This is a genomic window from Longimicrobium sp. (assembly GCA_036389795.1).
Taxonomy (GTDB): domain Bacteria; phylum Gemmatimonadota; class Gemmatimonadetes; order Longimicrobiales; family Longimicrobiaceae; genus Longimicrobium.
Genome location: DASVWD010000235.1, coordinates 1 through 15,094 on the forward strand (window position 1 = coordinate 1; position 15,094 = coordinate 15,094).

At 73.5% G+C, this 15,094-nt stretch carries 11 protein-coding genes; 9 read left to right on the plus strand and 2 right to left on the minus strand.

Translation table 11 applies throughout. From position 1 onward, the window contains the following. The 3 genes from VF746_27820 to VF746_27830 form a co-directional block, all read left to right on the plus strand. Positions 1-712, plus strand: a 712-nt coding sequence (locus VF746_27820) for an N-acetylmuramoyl-L-alanine amidase (protein ID HEX8696258.1), incomplete at its 5' end; no start/stop codon positions are given. 406 nt (positions 713-1,118) lie between these two features. Continuing rightward, positions 1,119-4,097 (plus strand): hypothetical protein, encoded by a 2,979-nt coding sequence (locus VF746_27825; protein HEX8696259.1) that lies wholly within the window; start codon positions 1,119-1,121, stop codon positions 4,095-4,097. A gap of 258 nt (positions 4,098-4,355) precedes the next feature. After that, positions 4,356-6,308 carry a tetratricopeptide repeat protein gene (locus VF746_27830; GenBank protein ID HEX8696260.1) on the plus strand — a complete coding sequence of 651 codons (1,953 nt, stop codon included), beginning with the start codon at positions 4,356-4,358 and terminating at the stop codon, positions 6,306-6,308. Positions 6,309-6,666: 358 nt separating this feature from the next. On the opposite strand, the gene VF746_27835 is transcribed toward VF746_27830, so the two are convergent. Further along, positions 6,667-7,518 (minus strand): MerR family transcriptional regulator, encoded by an 852-nt coding sequence (locus VF746_27835; protein HEX8696261.1) that lies wholly within the window; start codon positions 7,516-7,518, stop codon positions 6,667-6,669. Between the two features lie 341 nt (positions 7,519-7,859). On the opposite strand from VF746_27835, the gene VF746_27840 reads away from it, so the two are divergent. The 5 genes from VF746_27840 to VF746_27860 all read left to right on the plus strand — a co-directional run bounded on the left by VF746_27840 (position 7,860) and on the right by VF746_27860 (position 13,321). Next, a complete protein-coding gene (locus VF746_27840) occupies positions 7,860-9,023 on the plus strand; it encodes a glycosyltransferase family 2 protein (GenBank protein ID HEX8696262.1) in 1,164 nt (387 codons plus the stop codon). 188 nt (positions 9,024-9,211) lie between these two features. Then, positions 9,212-9,748, plus strand: a complete 537-nt coding sequence (locus tag VF746_27845) for a Rad52/Rad22 family DNA repair protein (protein HEX8696263.1) — start codon at positions 9,212-9,214, stop codon at positions 9,746-9,748. A gap of 265 nt (positions 9,749-10,013) precedes the next feature. Further along, the gene (locus tag VF746_27850; GenBank protein HEX8696264.1) at positions 10,014-10,169 is read left to right on the plus strand and encodes a hypothetical protein; all 156 of its coding nucleotides are present in this window, start codon (positions 10,014-10,016) and stop codon (positions 10,167-10,169) included. 53 nt (positions 10,170-10,222) lie between these two features. Then, positions 10,223-10,567 (plus strand): PadR family transcriptional regulator, encoded by a 345-nt coding sequence (locus tag VF746_27855; GenBank protein ID HEX8696265.1) that lies wholly within the window; start codon positions 10,223-10,225, stop codon positions 10,565-10,567. Positions 10,568-10,627: 60 nt separating this feature from the next. Then, positions 10,628-13,321: an ABC transporter permease gene (locus VF746_27860; protein HEX8696266.1), complete on the plus strand. Its 2,694-nt coding sequence runs from the start codon at positions 10,628-10,630 to the stop codon at positions 13,319-13,321. 593 nt (positions 13,322-13,914) lie between these two features. Here the strand turns inward: VF746_27860 and VF746_27865 are convergent. Continuing rightward, positions 13,915-14,358, minus strand: coding sequence for an EVE domain-containing protein (locus VF746_27865; GenBank protein ID HEX8696267.1), 444 nt, complete (start codon positions 14,356-14,358; stop codon positions 13,915-13,917). Between the two features lie 228 nt (positions 14,359-14,586). Between VF746_27865 and VF746_27870 the strand changes: the two genes are divergently transcribed. After that, positions 14,587-14,898 carry a hypothetical protein gene (locus VF746_27870; GenBank protein ID HEX8696268.1) on the plus strand — a complete coding sequence of 104 codons (312 nt, stop codon included), beginning with the start codon at positions 14,587-14,589 and terminating at the stop codon, positions 14,896-14,898. The last annotated feature ends 196 nt before the right edge of the window (positions 14,899-15,094 follow it).

Below are 15,094 nucleotides of genomic sequence, written 5' to 3' on the forward strand. Positions count from 1 at the left end.
CCGCCGCGTGCAGTGGAGCCAGCCCGCGGACGACCGCTCCCGGGTGACGCTGGAGCTGGACCGGCCGGCCTGGGGGTGGCGGAGCTTCTACGATCCCGGCGGCGCGCTGGTCGTCCGTGTCCGCCGGCCGCCGCCGATCGACGCGGGGCGGCCGCTGGCGGGGCTGCTGGTCGGCGTCGACGCGGGGCACCCGCCGGGGGGCGCCATCGGCCCCACGCGGCTGACGGAGGCCGAGGCGAACCTGGCGATCGCGAAGCAGCTGGTGCGCATGCTGCGCGAGGCGGGCGCGCGGGTGCTGGAGACGCGCCCCGACACGGCCGCGGTGGCGCTGGGCGACCGGCCGCTCATGGCGGAGCGGCAGGACGTGCACCTGCTGGTGTCGGTGCACAACAACGCCTTCCCCGACGGGGTGAACCCGTTTACCAACGCGGGGACCACGGCGTTCTACAACGCGCCGCAGGGGCTGGGCCTCACGCGCCACCTTCAGCGCGAGCTGCTGCGCGAGCTGGGGCTGCGCGACCTGGGGATCGCGCGGGCGGACCTGGCGCTGGTGCGGTCCACCTGGTTCCCGTCCACGCTCACCGAGACGATGTTCCTGATGGTGCCCGAGCAGGAGGCGGCGCTGCGCGACCCGCGCGTGCAGGAGCGCATCGCCCGCGCGCACTTCCGCGCCATCGAGGCGTTCCTGCGGGACCACGCTGCCGGGCGGTAGGTTCGGCGGGGATCGCGTAGGGGCGAGGCCTGCCTCGCCCGGCGGATGCCAGCCCGTGCGCGGAAGGCGGCCTCCTGCGCCGGGTCCGCCCGCACCCCGATTGAAATCGGGGGCTACAACAACACGAAGTCCGCCTGCGCGGACTGCACGCGAAGATTCGCGCGGGATGCGGAGCGCGGCGCAGGGGCTGACTGGTAGACGTCCGCCGGTGCGGTTGAAGCCTCGCCGCACGGAAGCGCGGCCGAGACGGTGATCGGCGAGGCTTTCCGTGGTTCCAGCGGGCGGGTTTACCCGCTCGCGCCGCGGACGCGAGGCTGCCATTCGCGCCCCGGACGCGAGGCTACATTCGTGCGGGAACGGCGCCGGGACGGTTGATCGATCCACATCCATCTCCATCGACAATCCCATGATCCTTTCCCCTCGTCGGCTCGGGTGGTGGCTGGCGCTGGCGGCCGTGCTCGCTCCGCTGACGGCGGCGCGCGCGCAGGTCCCGCCGGACGAGCGGTGGCGCGTGCTCGACACGGAGCACTTCCGCGTGCACTTCACGCCGGGGCTCGACTCGCTGGCGGGGCGCGCCGCCGTCCGCGCCGAGGCCGCGTACGCCGAATTGCGGGAGGCGCTCATCCGGCCGCCGGGGGGAAGGATCGACCTCGTCGTCACCGACAACGCGGACTTCGCCAACGGGTTCGCCAACACCTTCCCGCGCAACCGCGTGGTCGTGTTCGCGCACCCGCCGGTGGACGACCCCGGTCTGGCGTTCTTCGACGACTGGCTGGACCTGGTGATCACCCACGAGCTCGCGCACGTCTTCCACCTGGACTACGCGCGCGGGGTGCCGCGGGCCATCCGCTCGGTCTTCGGCCGCATCCCCCTCTCCTTCCCCAGCCCCACGGTGCCGCGCTGGACCACCGAGGGGCTGGCGACCTGGCTGGAGTCGCGGCTCACGCGCGCGGGGCGGGTGCGCGGGACCATGCAGGAGATGGCGCTGCGCACGGCGGTGCTGGAGGGGCGCTTCTTCGAGATCGACCGCGCGTCGGGCGACCCGGCGAGCTGGCCGGGGGGGAACGCGGCGTACTTCTACGGCGCGATGTTCCTCGACTGGCTGGCGGAGCGCGAGGGCGGCGAGGCGGCGGGGGAGTTCGTGCGCACCTACGGCGGGCGCGTGGTCCCGTTCCTGGTGGACCGCGCGGCCCGGAAGGCGTACGGCGTCTCCTTCTCGCGCGCGTGGGACGAGTGGGAGCGCGAGCTGCAGGGGCGCTACCGCGCGCTGGCCGACTCGCTGCGGGCGCGGGGGCTCACCGAGCCGGAGGTGCTGACCACGGCCGGCTACTACGCCCGCTTCCCGCGCTGGTCGCCGGACGGGCGGCGGATCGCCTTCTCCGCGTACACCGGGCGCGACGAGCCGTCCACGCGGGTGATCGAGGCGGACGGGCGGGTGCGCGTGCTGGCCCCGCGCACGCTGCTGGCGGCGTCGGCGTGGGAGGCGTCTGGCGGCTCGCTGGTCACCTCGATGGTGGACCTGGTGGACCCGTACCGCCAGTACGCCGACCTCTACCGCATCGCCGGGGACGGCGACGTCGACCGGCTGACGCGCGGGGCGCGGCTCACCGAGGTGGACGTGGCGCGCGACGGCCGGATCGCGGCCGTCCGCAGCGCGCCGGGGACCAACCAGCCCGTCGTCCTGGCCGCGCCGGGCGCGGAGCCGGCGCCGCTCGTGGAGGCCTCGCTGGACGTGCACTGGGCGTACCCGCGCTGGTCGCCGGACGGGACGCGGATCGCCATCTCGCGCTGGCGGCGGGGCGGGCGCTACGACGTGGTGGTGCTCGACGCCGCGTCGGGCCGCGTGGCCGCCGAGGCGACGGACGACCGCGCGGTGGACATGGCGCCGGCGTGGTCGCCCGACGGGCGGTACGTGCTCTTCTCGTCGGACCGCACCGGCATCTCCAACCTCTACGCGTTCGACACGCGGGACGGGCGGCTCCTCCAAGTGACGAACGTGCTCACCGGCGCCTTCGAGCCCGACGTGTCGCCGGACGGGCGCTGGATCGCCTTCGCCTGGTACCGCTCCGACGGGTACCACGTCGCGCGCATCCCCTTCGACCCGTCCGCCTGGCGCCCGGCGCCGCCCGTCCGCGCGGAGGTGCGCGAGGGGGAGGCGCCCCCGCCCGCCGCCCCGGCCGCGCGGACGGCGGAGCGCCGGTACTCGCCGTGGCGCTCGCTGCGGCCCACCTGGTGGGAGCCGACGCTGCTGACGCGCGAGGCACTGGGGACGGCGGTCGGCGCCGCCACCGGCGGGCACGACGTGGTCGAGCGGCACCTCTGGGCGGCGTTCGGGCAGGTCTACGGCGACGAGGCGCGCTTCGAGGGGGCGCTCGGCTACCTCTTCCGCGGGCTCGGCAACCCCACGCTCGGCGCCTCGGCGTTCCAGGACTGGGACGTGCTGATCGCGGCGGGCGTGCTGGCCGGGCCCGGCGACGCGCCGATCCCCACGGCGCTGCTGGAGCGGGAGCGCTCGGCCAGCGTGGTGGCCACCTTCGCGCGGCCGCGCTACCGCTCGTACGCGTGGCTCTCGCTGGGGGCGACCGTGCGCGACCGCAAGCGGGTGTTCGACGACCCGGAGCAGGCGAGCGGGGTGACGGTGGTGGACCCGCCGCCGGACGTGGGCGCGGTGGCCACGCTCGGCTGGTCGACGGTGCGCGCGTACGACTTCTCCATCAGCGCCGAGGACGGGGTCGTGGCCGCGGCGTCGGTGGAGGCGCGGCGCTTCACGCGGGAGATCGAGGGCGAGGACGTGCTGCGCGGCTACACGCGCCTGGCCGGGCGCACGCAGGCGTACCGCGGCTTCCGGGCGTGGGGGTTCGCGCGGCACGTGCTGGCGGTGCGGGTGGCGGGCGGGGTGGACGCGGGCTCGCGCGCGCCGGGGTTCGCGGTGGGCGGCAACGGGGGGCTGGCGCTGGCCTTCCCGCTCTCGACGGGGACGGGGCTGGGCGACACGCCGGACCTGCCGGTGCGCGGCTACCCCGAGGGCTCGCAGGTGGGCGACCGCGCGGTGGCCGCCACGGCCGAGTACCGCTTTCCCATCGCGCTGGTGGAGCGCGGGCTGGGGCTCGTCCCCGTCTACCTGGACCGGCTGTGGGGGACGGCGTTCGCGGACGCGGGGACGGCGTGGTGCGTGGAGATCTGCGACCCCGTCGTCCCCTTCGAAGACATCGACATGATCGGCTCCGTGGGCGCGGAGCTGGGGGCGGACGTCACCTTCGGCTTCAACGTGCGGATGCGCCTGCGCGCGGGCGTCGCCTTCCCCCTGAGCGAGACGCCGACCCGCGGCGGCGGCTTCACGCGCCCGAAGCCCGAGGCGTACTTCCTCTTCGGCCAGTCGTTCTGAAGCGCGGAGCGTCGTTGGGATCGGGATCCGTAGCTGAATGTCTCACGCGGAGTCGACGGAGGTAACGGCGAACAGCGGGGTTCTCTGTCGACTCCGTGTGAGGTTTTTCGTCGGAAGGCGGGCGGAAAAACGCTAGGAACAGGGGAAGCGCGGCGCTAAGTTGTCAGCAGTGGCGGTGCCGGCGGTGAAATCCGGGACGGCGAAGGACGTCGATGACCTCGATTCGCGCTCCTTCCATCGTGAACTGAGGAGCTCCAGATGGCCCTGCCGGAGCATCCAGCCACCCAGCCCGACGCAGAGGACGGCCGCCGCGACCTGCACGGCGTCTTCCAGCGCCTGCGCGAGCGCAAGCTCGTGCAGTGGGCGCTCGCGTATCTCGCGGGTGCGTGGCTGGCGCTGCAGCTCTTCGGCGCGGTGCGCGACAGCTTCGGCTGGAGCCCGGCCGCCGGGCGGGTGCTCATCGTGCTGCTGGTGCTCGGCCTCTTCGTCACCCTGGTGCTCGCCTGGTACCACGGCGAGCAGGGCCACCAGCGGGTGAGCGGGCCCGAGCTGCTGATGCTGGCGGCGCTGCTCGTGATCGCCGGCGGCGTGATGTGGCAGGTGGGCCGCGGCGGCGCCCGGCCCGCGCCGGCCGCGTCGGCATCCGCTGCTGCTGCGGCTGCCGCGGGCGGGGCGCTTCCCTCCCTCGGCCCCCCGCCCGCCGCCGGGCGCGCGGTGGCGGTGCTCCCGTTCGCGAACCTGAGCGAGAGCCGGGAGAACGAGTACTTCTCCGACGGGATCACCGAGGACATCCTGACCAACCTGTCGCGGGTCAGCGGGCTGCGGGTGATCAGCCGCACCTCGGCGATGGCGTACCGGGGGAGCAACAAGGCGCTCCGGCAGATCGGCCGCGAGCTGGGGGTGAGCCACGTGGTGGAGGGCAGCGTGCGGCGCGCGGGCGACCGCGTGCGCATCACCGCCCAGCTCATCGACGCGCGCACCGACGAGCACCTGTGGGCGGAGAGCTACGACCGCGAGCTGGAGGACGTCTTCCAGATCCAGAGCGAGATCGCGCAGGAGATCGCGAGGGCGCTGGAGGTCCGCCTCACCCGGGACGAGCGGGAGCGGATCGCCGCCGCCCCCACCTCCAACCTCACCGCGTACGACTACTACAGGCAGGGGCGGCAGTACCTCGACCGCTACACGCAGGCGGACATCGAGCGGTCCGTCGCGCTCTTCGAGCGCGCCGTGGCGCTGGACTCCGGCTTCGCGCTGGCCTACGCCTGGCTGGCGCGCGCCCGGATGACCACCTGGACGCCCACCCCCGTGGACTCCGCCGCGGCCCTCGCCCGCCGGGCCATCGCGCTGGACCCCGGCCTCCCGGACGGGTACGCGGCGCTGGCGGAGTGGTACCGCCGGCAGGGCCGCTACTCCCTGGCGCTCGAGCAGTACCGGCGCGCCGTGGCGCTCAACCCCAGCGACGCCACCGCCACGGCCGAGACCGGGCAGACGTACGGCGACATGGGGCGGCTGGACGAGGCGATCCCCTGGCTGAAGCGCGCGGTGAGCCTGGATCCGCGCACGGTCTGGCCGTACGAGTACATCGGCTTCGGGTACGCGCTCCTGGGGAAGCTGGACGAAGCCGAGCGGTGGTACCGCCGCGGCCTGGAGCTGCAGCCGGACTACGCCTTCCTGCACGTGCGCCTGGCCGACCTCGCCCTGCGGCGCGGGGATTTGGCCGGGGCGGGCGGGCACGCGCGGACCGCCGTGGCGCTGGACTCCGTGCACCAGTCCATGCTGGGCAGGCTCGACCTGCGGCGGGGCGACCTGCGGGCGGCGCTGGCGCACCACGAGCGCGCCGTCGCCCTGGCGGGAGGGGAGCACTACGACGCCACGCCGGGATACCTCTACCGGAAGCTGGGGGAGCGGCGGAAGGCGGAGGAGGTGTTCCGCGAGGTCGAGCGGCGCGCCCGCCGGATGCTCGCGGAGAAGAACGAGAGCTTCTGGCCCTACTACGCGCTCGCCGCCACCGACGCCGCCCGCGGGCGGAAGGAGCAGGCGCTCCACGACCTCGACCAGGCCGTGGCGCGCGGGTACCGGGACGTCTGGGGGCTTTCCAACGGCCAGGTCTTCGCGGAGCTGCGCGGCGAGCGCCGCTTCCAGGAGATCGCCGCGCGGATGCGGGCCGAGGCCGAGCGGCAGCGGCTCCGGGTGGAGCGCGAAGGCCTCTGATCCCGTACGCCCTGCTCCGCCGCCGGCGAAGTCGCCGGCCCGGGGCCTCCCTTCATCGCCCCGCCATCGATTCCCGCCCGCGCTTTCCGCCTCCGCCATGACCGCCGCCGGGAGCGGCATCCCCGCGGCCTGGTGGACGCGGCCACCCGGGCGCGGCGGCGGACGGGCGCGAGTGTTTCCGGGGGGAGCTAGGGCGGGTGAACCGCGGCGACAACGGCGAAAAGCCCGCCTGCGCGGGCTCCTTCGGTGTGGAGGCCGGCTTCGGCGCGGGCAGGCCGCTCCCGACAGAACGCCCCTCCGCCGCGATGGAGAGAGGGGAGCGTCCCGACGCCGTCCCGTACTTCCGTACTCCGTACTTTCAGTTGACGGAGAAGATCTCGCTGACGCAGGCGGGGAGGCGCACGCCGGGGACGGCGCCGCCCTCCAGCGGAGGGATGCCGGCGCCGCCGATCACCACGTCGGTGTCGCGGGGGGCCGCCCCGCGCAGCTCGGCCGCCAGCGCGCGGAACTCGTCGGGGTCCAGGCGCATCACCGCCGAGGTGCACAGCATGCGGGGGCGCCGCTCGCGCAGCACCCGGCGCACGTCTTCCAGGGGGACGTCGGCGCCCAGGTACAGCACCCTCCACCCCTCGCGCGCCAGCCGCACCGCCGCCGCCATCAGCCCGAACTCGTGCAGCTCGCCGGGGAGCCCCGCGCAGACGCCCTCGGGCCCCGCGGCCGCCCCCGTGTCGAGCCCGGCGATGAGCTGCGAGAGCTTCTCGCGCACGAATGCGCTGGCGAAGTGCTCCTGGCTCACCACCGCGTCGCCGTGCTCCCACAGGTCGCCCAGCTCGCGCATCATCGGCAGCAGCAGCTGCTCCACGCGCAGCTCGGCGGGGAGGTGCGCGGCGCGCTCGTACGCCGCCAGCGCCGCCGGGCGGTCGAAGCGCAGCAGCGCGTCGCGCAGCTCGCCGCGCAGGTCGAGCAGGGCGTGCGCGTCGGCCGGCAGCGGCGCCCTCCCGCGGCCCACCCGCGCGATCGCCTCGCTGATGGTGAGGCCCTCGTCGGTGAGCTGCTTGATGCGCGTGAGCATCGCCACGTCTTCGTCGCTGTACAGCCGGTACCCGCTCTCGGTCCGCTGGGGCGAGATCAGGTTGTAGCGCCGCTCCCAGGCGCGCAGCGTCGCCGGGTTGATCCCGGTGAGGTGGGCGACTCGCTTGATCCGGTACATGCCTGGGCCCGTCCGCCTGCTGGAGGTGCGCGTCCGCCGGGGGAAGCGCCCGCCCGGCGACCGGGACGTTCGCTCCCGTTCCACGCTTTTTGCCCCTTCGGCGCGCCCGGCCGCGCAACCGGCGGGCGCCGCACGATCCGTGCGTGGAGTGTCACAAATCCTAGAAGTTTGCTGGACACGCGTCGTGGCGCAAGTATCTTGGGCACCGGGCCCGCCGCGCGCCCCAAATCGCATGTTTACGGGATGCGACGGCCCGTCCGGAGCCCTCCCGTGGCGGCGGGCGCGGCGCTGGCATCGTGCTCGCGCGGGAGGACGGGCTCCACGAGGGGGAAGGAGGAGGATTGTTCCCGCTGTCGCCGGACGAGCAGGCGTGGTTCTGGGTCCTGGCGGCGCCGTCGCTGGCGGTGCTGGCGATGGTGCTGTTCAACCTGGCCGTGTGGCCGCGCGGGCGGGCGAAGGGGCGCATCGCGGGGCGGGTGTCGGTGTGCATCCCGGCCCGCAACGAGGCGCGCAACATCGTCACCTGCGTGCGCGCCGCGCTGGCCGGCACGCAGCGCCCCGACGAGGTGCTGGTGTACGACGACGGCTCCACCGACGGCACGGGCGAAGTCCTGGAGCGCCTCTGCGAGACGGAGCGCGCGCTGCGGGTGGTGCGCGGCGACGAGCTGCCCCCCGGCTGGCTGGGGAAGCCGTGGGCGTGCCACCGCCTGTGGGAGGAGGCCGCGGGCGACGTGCTGGTGTACCTGGACGCCGACACGGTGCCCACCCCCACCTGCCTGGCGCGGCTGGGGTGGGTGCTGGAGCACTGGAAGGCCGACTTCCTGACCGCCACCCCCAGGCAGGCCACGGGGACGCTCACCGAGCAGGCGGTGGTGCCGCTGCTGGACCTGCGCTTCCTGGTGTGGCCGCTGCCGCTGGTGTGGCACGCCAGGAGCCCGCGCATCCGCGTGACCAGCGGGCAGATCATGGCGGTGCGGCGCGAGGCGCTGGAGAAGGCCGGCGGGTGGGAGGCCGCCGCCGCCGAGGTGGCCGACGACGCGGCGATGGCGAAGCGGGTGAAGGAGACGGGGGGCCGGGTGGTGTACGCGCAGGGGCAGAACCTGGCCTCGGGGCGCCTGTTCGAGGGCAGGAGCGACCTGTGGCTGGGCCTCTCCAAGATCTTCTACCACCGCCTGGTGCGCCGCCCGGTGCTGCTGGTGCTGGCGCTCTTGCTGTGCGCCGCGCTCTTCGCCCCGTACGTGGGGCTGTACCAGGCCGTCGTGGGCGGGTGGAAGGTGCTGCTCTGGCCGTCGCTGGTGGGCGTGGCGGCCAACGTGGCGTTGCGCGCCGCCACGGCCTTCCGCCTGCGCCAGAGCAGCAACGGCATCCTCCTGCACCCCTTCGGGCTGATCTGGATCTTCTTCATCGCGCTCAACTCCTTCCGCCTGAGCCGCCGCGGCACGCTCGACTGGCGCGGGCGGAAGTACAGCCTGCGGGGGAGGATCGCGGACGCGGAGAGTCTGTAAGTGCGAGAGTGCGAGAGTGCGTGAGTGCGTGAGTGCGTGAGTGCGTAAGCGCGAAGGTGATCACCGACGCACCATCTCACCGCGTGCACGGGGTGGATCCCGATGGGCACTTGACAGGACCGTCCGGAAAACCGAAGATATACCGTAAGTAGACGGAGAGAGATTCTGCGGGCGTATCTGTGGAGGCCATGATGGCGGAGCTCAACTACAAGGCGCTGCAGGCGTTCTTCGCGCCGGACGAGATCGAGTGGCGCATCCAGCAGGCGGGGGAGAAGAACGGGCGCATCTGGGCGATCTGCGTCCCCTACGTCACCAACCGGGCGATCCAGGCGCGGCTCGACGACGTGGTGGGGCCCGGGAGCTGGAAGAACGAGTTCAAGCCGGGGCCGCGCGGCGGCGTGATGTGCGGCATCTCGATCCGGGTGGGGAACGAGTGGGTCACCAAGTGGGACGGGGCCGAGAACACCGACGTCGAGGGCGTGAAGGGCGGCCTCTCCGCGGCGATGAAGCGGGCCGCCGTCCAGTGGGGGATCGGACGCTACCTCTACGGGCTGGACGAGTCGTTCGCGCACGTGCGCGAGAACGGCCGGCTCCGCGGGAAGACGCGCGAGGGCCGGACCTTTCGCTGGGATCCGCCCCAGCTCCCCGCCTGGGCCCTCCCCGAGAGCGCGGGGAAGGACGAGCACATCGGGCCGGAGCGGAGCTACACGAAGCACGCGGCCTGAGCCCGACTTCGTCCATTGCGCGGCGCCGCGCACCCGGGACAGGGATCGGCACGCCTCTCCCGGCGATCTCCCGTGCACCGGGGAGATCGACACCGGGCTCGTCGGCGGCGATCCGCAACCGCGGCGACCCGACGAAACGCGGCGAGCCCTGGGGATGGCGAGCGTCCGCGCCGTCTCCCGGGTGGGGCGGGGTCGCGCTCGCCGAGGCGCTGCGCGATCGCGGCTTCGGCGTCACCGACTGCGCCGGCCAAGGGGCGAGGGCCACGTGGAGGTCGAGGCCGTCCTGCGCCGCCGCGGCCTGCCCGCCGTCTCCGCCGGGGTCGGCGTCCGGGACGACGACGCGTTCATCACCGTCGAAGAGCCGCGGGTCGTGTACCGCGGCCGGGTGCTGCCGGGGAGGCGGAAGCGACGACCTCCTTGACACGGGGCGGCCGGCACCGCTATTTACCCCTAGAACTCTATGCATAGACTGCTATGACACCGCTTCGACCGCGCCGGAACGACGTCCTCCAGGGCACGCTCCCCCTGCTCGTCCTGCGGACCCTCTCCGCCCAGGGCCCGATGCACGGCTACGCCATCACCTCCCACATCCAGCGCGTGTCGGCCGAGCTGCTGCGGGTGGAGGAGGGCTCGCTGTACCCGGCGCTGCACCGGATGGAGCAGGACGGGTGGCTGCGGAGCGAGTGGGGGACCACGGAGAAGAACCGGCAGGCGCGGTTCTACTCGATCACCCCCGCGGGCGAGGCTCAGCTCGCGGCGGAGCAGGAGAGCTGGGCGCGTCTGACGGACGGGGTGGGGCGGGTCCTCCGCTACGCCTGACCTCTCCTCGATCCCGGGGGCGGAACACCCATGGCCTGGTATCATCGACTGCGGAACACGATGCGCCCCGAGGGGCTGTCGAGCGAGCTGGACCGCGAGCTGGAGTTCCACCTCGCGGAGCGGACCGACGAGCTGGTGGCGAGCGGGATGAGCGAGGAGGAGGCGCGGCGGGAGGCGCGGCTGCGCTTCGGGAGCCCGGCGGTGCACAAGGAGCGGGCGAGGGACCGGGACATTCTTCCGTGGCTCGAGTCGCTCGTGGCCGACGTGCGCTACGCGCTGCGCTCGCTGCGGGCGAGCCCCGGCTTCGCGGGGGTGGCGATCCTCTCCCTCGGGCTCGCCATCGGGGCGAACACGGCGATCTTCAGCCTCGTCGACGCGGTGATGCTGCGGTCGCTGCCGGTGGTGCGTCCGGAGGAGCTGGTCCGGGTGACGACACCAGCCCGCTCCGGGGGGCTGGGGGAAGGGGGCGACAACTTCACCAACCCGCTCTGGGAGGCGCTGCGGGACCGCCAGGACGTCTTCTCGGGCGCGTTCGCCACGGCGGACGAGCGCTTCGACCTCGCCGGGGGCGGCCAGTCGCGCCCGGTCGCGGGGGCGTGGGTGAGCGGGGGCTACTTCTCGACGCTGGGCGTTCGTCCCGCCGCCGGCCGGCTGGTGGCGCCGGCGGACGACTACCGGGGATGTCCGCCGGTGGCGGTGGTCGGCTACGGCTTCTGGGAGAGCGCCTACGGGGGGAGCCCCGACGCCGTGGGGAGGACGCTTTCGCTGAACGGCCACCCCTTCGAGATCGTCGGCGTGGCCGCGGAGGGCTTCTCCGGGGTGCACGTGGGGCGCGCGGCCGAGGTGTACGTTCCGCTCTGCGCCATGCCGATCGTCCAGGGCGGGCACGACTCGCTGGATGAGCGCAGCACGTGGTTCCTGAACATCTTCGGACGGCGGCGGCCGGGGATGACCACCGGGGACGCCGGCCGGCGGCTGGCGGCGCTGGCACCCGCCGTCTTCGGCGCCACGGTCCCCGACGACTGGCCCACGGAGGCGAAGGCGGACTACCGGCGGACCACGCTGACCGCGGTGCCGGCGGCGAACGGGTACTCCGGGGTCCGGGGCCGGTACCACGACGCGCTGGTGGCGCTGATGGCGGCGGTCGGGCTGGTACTGCTCATCGGCTGCGCGAACGTGGCCAACCTGCTCCTGGCCCGCGCTTCCAGCCGGCGCCACGAGGTGGCCGTCCGGCTCGCCATCGGCGCGGGCCGCGGCCGGCTGGTCCGGCAGCTCCTCACGGAGAGCCTGCTCCTCTCGCTCCTCGGGGCGGCGGTGGGGCTCCTCCTGGCCGGTGCCGCCACGCGGCTGCTGGTGCGCTACCTGCCCATGCGCGGGGAGGCGGCGATGCGCGGGGAGGCGGTGTGGCTGGACCTCTCCCTCGACGGCCGCGTCCTCGCCTTCACGCTGGCCGTCGCCACCGGGACCGCGGTCCTCTTCGGGCTCGTGCCCGCGTGGCGCTCCGCGCGGGTGGACCCGCGGGGCGCGATGAAGGCGGGCGGGCGGGGCATCGTCGAGGGACATTCCCGCTTCCGCGTCGGGAAGGCGCTCGTGGTGGGGCAGATCGCGCTCTCGCTCGTCCTCGTGGTGGGCGCGGGCCTGCTGCTGGGCACCTTCCGCCGCCTCGCCACGCTCGATCCCGGCTTCGAGCCCGCGGGTGTGCTCCTCGCCTCCCTCGACATGGGCAACGCGGGCATCCCGGAGGAGGAGATTCCCCGCGTGAAGCGCGAGATCCTCGAGCGCCTCCGCGCCACGCCGGGCGTGGAATCGGCCAGCGCGTCCGTCTTCACGCCGCTCAGCGGCGGGGGGTGGAACGGCAACCTCTCGGTCGACGGCTTCACGCCCAGGGGGCCGCGCGACGACGAGGTCTTCTTCAACGGGGTGAGCGACGGCTTCTTCTCCACCCTGGGCGCCGCGCTGCTCGCCGGCCGCGACTTCGACGAGGGCGACGTGGCGGAATCCCCGCCGGTCGCCATCGTGAACGAGTCGTTCATGAAGAAGTTCTTCCACGGCGCGAATCCCGTCGGCCGGCGGGTGACGATCAAGGGGCGGCTCGCCGGGGACGACCAGCCGCTGCACGTCGTGGGGGTGGTGCAGGATACGAAGTACCGCTCGATGCGCGAGGAGCGAGAGCCGCTGGTCTTCCTTCCGCTCAGCCAGCTGGGCGGCCCCGATCGGCCCGCGCTCGAGCTCGAGCTGCGCGGCCGCGGCGCGGCGAGCTCCCTTGCCCGGACGGTGACCCGGGCGGTGGGGGAGGTGAACGGGAGCATCTCCATCCGCTACAGGACGCTCGAGGCGCAGCTGGACGCCTCGCTCGCCCGCGAGCGCCTGCTCGCGATGCTCTCCGGCATCTTCGGCGGGCTCGCCCTGCTCCTCGCGGTGGTCGGCCTCTACGGCACGATGGCCTACTCGGTGGCGCGCCGCCGGAACGAGATCGGGATCCGCATCGCGCTCGGCGCCGCCCGCACGCGGGTAATGCGCCTGGTGCTGGGCGAGGCCGGGCGGCTGGTGGGGGCGGGTCTCCTGCTGGGCGGCGCGGCCGCGCTCGCGGCGACGCGCTGGGTCGCGCCCTTCCTCTTCGACCTCACGCCCACGGATCCCGCGACCTGGGCGATCTCGGCGCTGGCTCTGGCGGCGGTCTCGGTGACGGCGTGCGCCCTCCCCGCCTGGCGCGCCGCCCGCCTGGACCCGAACGCGGTGCTCCGGGCGGAGTGATCGCCGCCCCCGCGCCCGCGGGGCCTGGCAGTCGACGATCGGAGGAACACGACCTCGGGCCCGGACATCGCTCATACCAATCTGCAGAGAATCGTTCAGGTATCGGCTCTGAAAAGGTCTCACACAGAGAAACAGAGGAACAGAGAAATCCTCCGCTTCTCTGTTTCTTTGTGTGATTACAATCTTTTCGGAACCATGACAATGCTCGGCAAATTGGTATCAGACACCCGGTACGAGAACCCTCGCCGTCCGACGCCACCTGCGGCGAGCCCAGACTTTCTCCACGTCCTCTTCGGACAGCGGGATGGTGAAAATCTCCCGGGGCGTGCTCAACCGGCTCACCGACTCGCTCGCCAACGCCGCCCGATGGACGAAGTCGGCCTGAGAGCCGGCTGAAAAAGTCGGATCGGCAGCTCCCCGTCCCGCGCCGGGCGGCTGAAGCCGCGGCAACAACGGCGAGAAGCCTGCCTTCGCAGGCTGGTTCGGCGCGAAAGCCGGCTTCGGCGCGGGAAGCTCAGTCTCGTGGGCGCGAAGCGCGGGCGGCGCCCGCCGTCCCGTTCTCCCGGGCGGCGGGCGTTCACATGCGGGCGGAGCTACCCGCCGCGCCCCAGCCGCACCACCGCCTCGTACTCGGCGTCGGTGACGGGCTGCACGGAGAGGCGGCTGCGGTTGAGCACCAGCATCTTCTCCAGCCCCGGCGCGGCGCGCAGGTCGTCCAGCGTCACCAGCCTCGGGAACTTCTCCACGAACTCCACGTCGACCATGTACCAGCGCGGGTCGGCGTCGGTGGCTTTCTCGTCGTAGTAGTCGCTCGCCGGGTCGCGCGCGCTCGGGTCCGGGGAGCCGGCGCGGGAGACGCGCGCCAGCCCGGCCACGCCCGGCGGGTCGGCGCTGCTGTGGTAGAAGAGGACGGGGTCGCCCACCCGCATGTCGTCGCGCATGAAGTTGCGCGCCTGGTAGTTGCGCACCCCTTCCCACGACGTGCTCCCGTCGCGCGCCAGGTCGTCGATCGAGTAGACGTCCGGCTCGCTCTTCATCAGCCAGCACCTCGGCATCCGCGCTCCCCCCGGTCGATGGTCGCCGCTCCCCGCACCCGCGACAGAATGGGGTGCGGGCGCAAAGCGATCAAGGTGGACGACTCAAAACCTCCGCGCGTCCCCGTCCGTAGGGGAGCGCGCGATTCGTGCTTCGCGGCCGCCGCGGCGCTCTCCTTCTCCATCGCAGCCGGCTCTACGGCCCACCCCGCTCCCACCCGGAGGACTCTCATGCCCATCGACTGGACCAGCCTGGCCGGCGTGATCATGGGGACGCTGGTCGTCCTGATCCCCGTCACCGGCCTGACCGTGCGCTTCGCGATGAAGCCGCTGCTGGAGGCGAAGACGAAGCTGATACAGGCGCAGGCCGGCGGCCCGTCGGCCGCGCTGCTGGAGGAGCGGGTGGCCCAGCTCGAAGCGCAGCTCGAGAGCATGGAGACCACGCTCCACCGCGTGCTCGACGAGCAGGAGTTCCACCGCAGGCTCACCGCCGCCGCCCCGGACGAGACTCCGCGCCAGGCCTCGGCACTTCGCGGCGCCTGACAATCTCTGGCGGGTTCTGGCGCATTCAACCCCATCCGTCCTCTGCCGCCTCCGGGGCCTTGCGGTCTCGGAGGCTTTCCATTTCTATTCGTTTCATCCACCACCAGAACCGCCGGACGGGCCTCTCCTCCATCTCGCGAGGTCCGCTTGGGTGTGATGAGCGTCACGTGCCTCGCGTCCGCGCGACGGCGCGTCC

Excerpts from the sequence above, each read along its gene's own strand:
- VF746_27825 (HEX8696259.1), top strand. The coding sequence starts at position 1,119 with ATGATCCTTTCCCCTCGTCGGCTCGGGTGGTGGCTGGCGCTGGCGGCC.
- VF746_27860 (HEX8696266.1), top strand. The coding sequence starts at position 10,628 with ATGCGCCCCGAGGGGCTGTCGAGCGAGCTGGACCGCGAGCTGGAGTTC.
- VF746_27865 (HEX8696267.1), bottom strand. The coding sequence starts at position 14,358 with ATGAAGAGCGAGCCGGACGTCTACTCGATCGACGACCTGGCGCGCGAC.
- VF746_27870 (HEX8696268.1), top strand. The coding sequence starts at position 14,587 with ATGCCCATCGACTGGACCAGCCTGGCCGGCGTGATCATGGGGACGCTG.
- VF746_27855 (HEX8696265.1), top strand. The coding sequence starts at position 10,223 with ATGACACCGCTTCGACCGCGCCGGAACGACGTCCTCCAGGGCACGCTC.
- VF746_27835 (HEX8696261.1), bottom strand. The coding sequence starts at position 7,518 with ATGTACCGGATCAAGCGAGTCGCCCACCTCACCGGGATCAACCCGGCG.
- VF746_27845 (HEX8696263.1), top strand. The coding sequence starts at position 9,212 with ATGATGGCGGAGCTCAACTACAAGGCGCTGCAGGCGTTCTTCGCGCCG.
- VF746_27830 (HEX8696260.1), top strand. The coding sequence starts at position 4,356 with ATGGCCCTGCCGGAGCATCCAGCCACCCAGCCCGACGCAGAGGACGGC.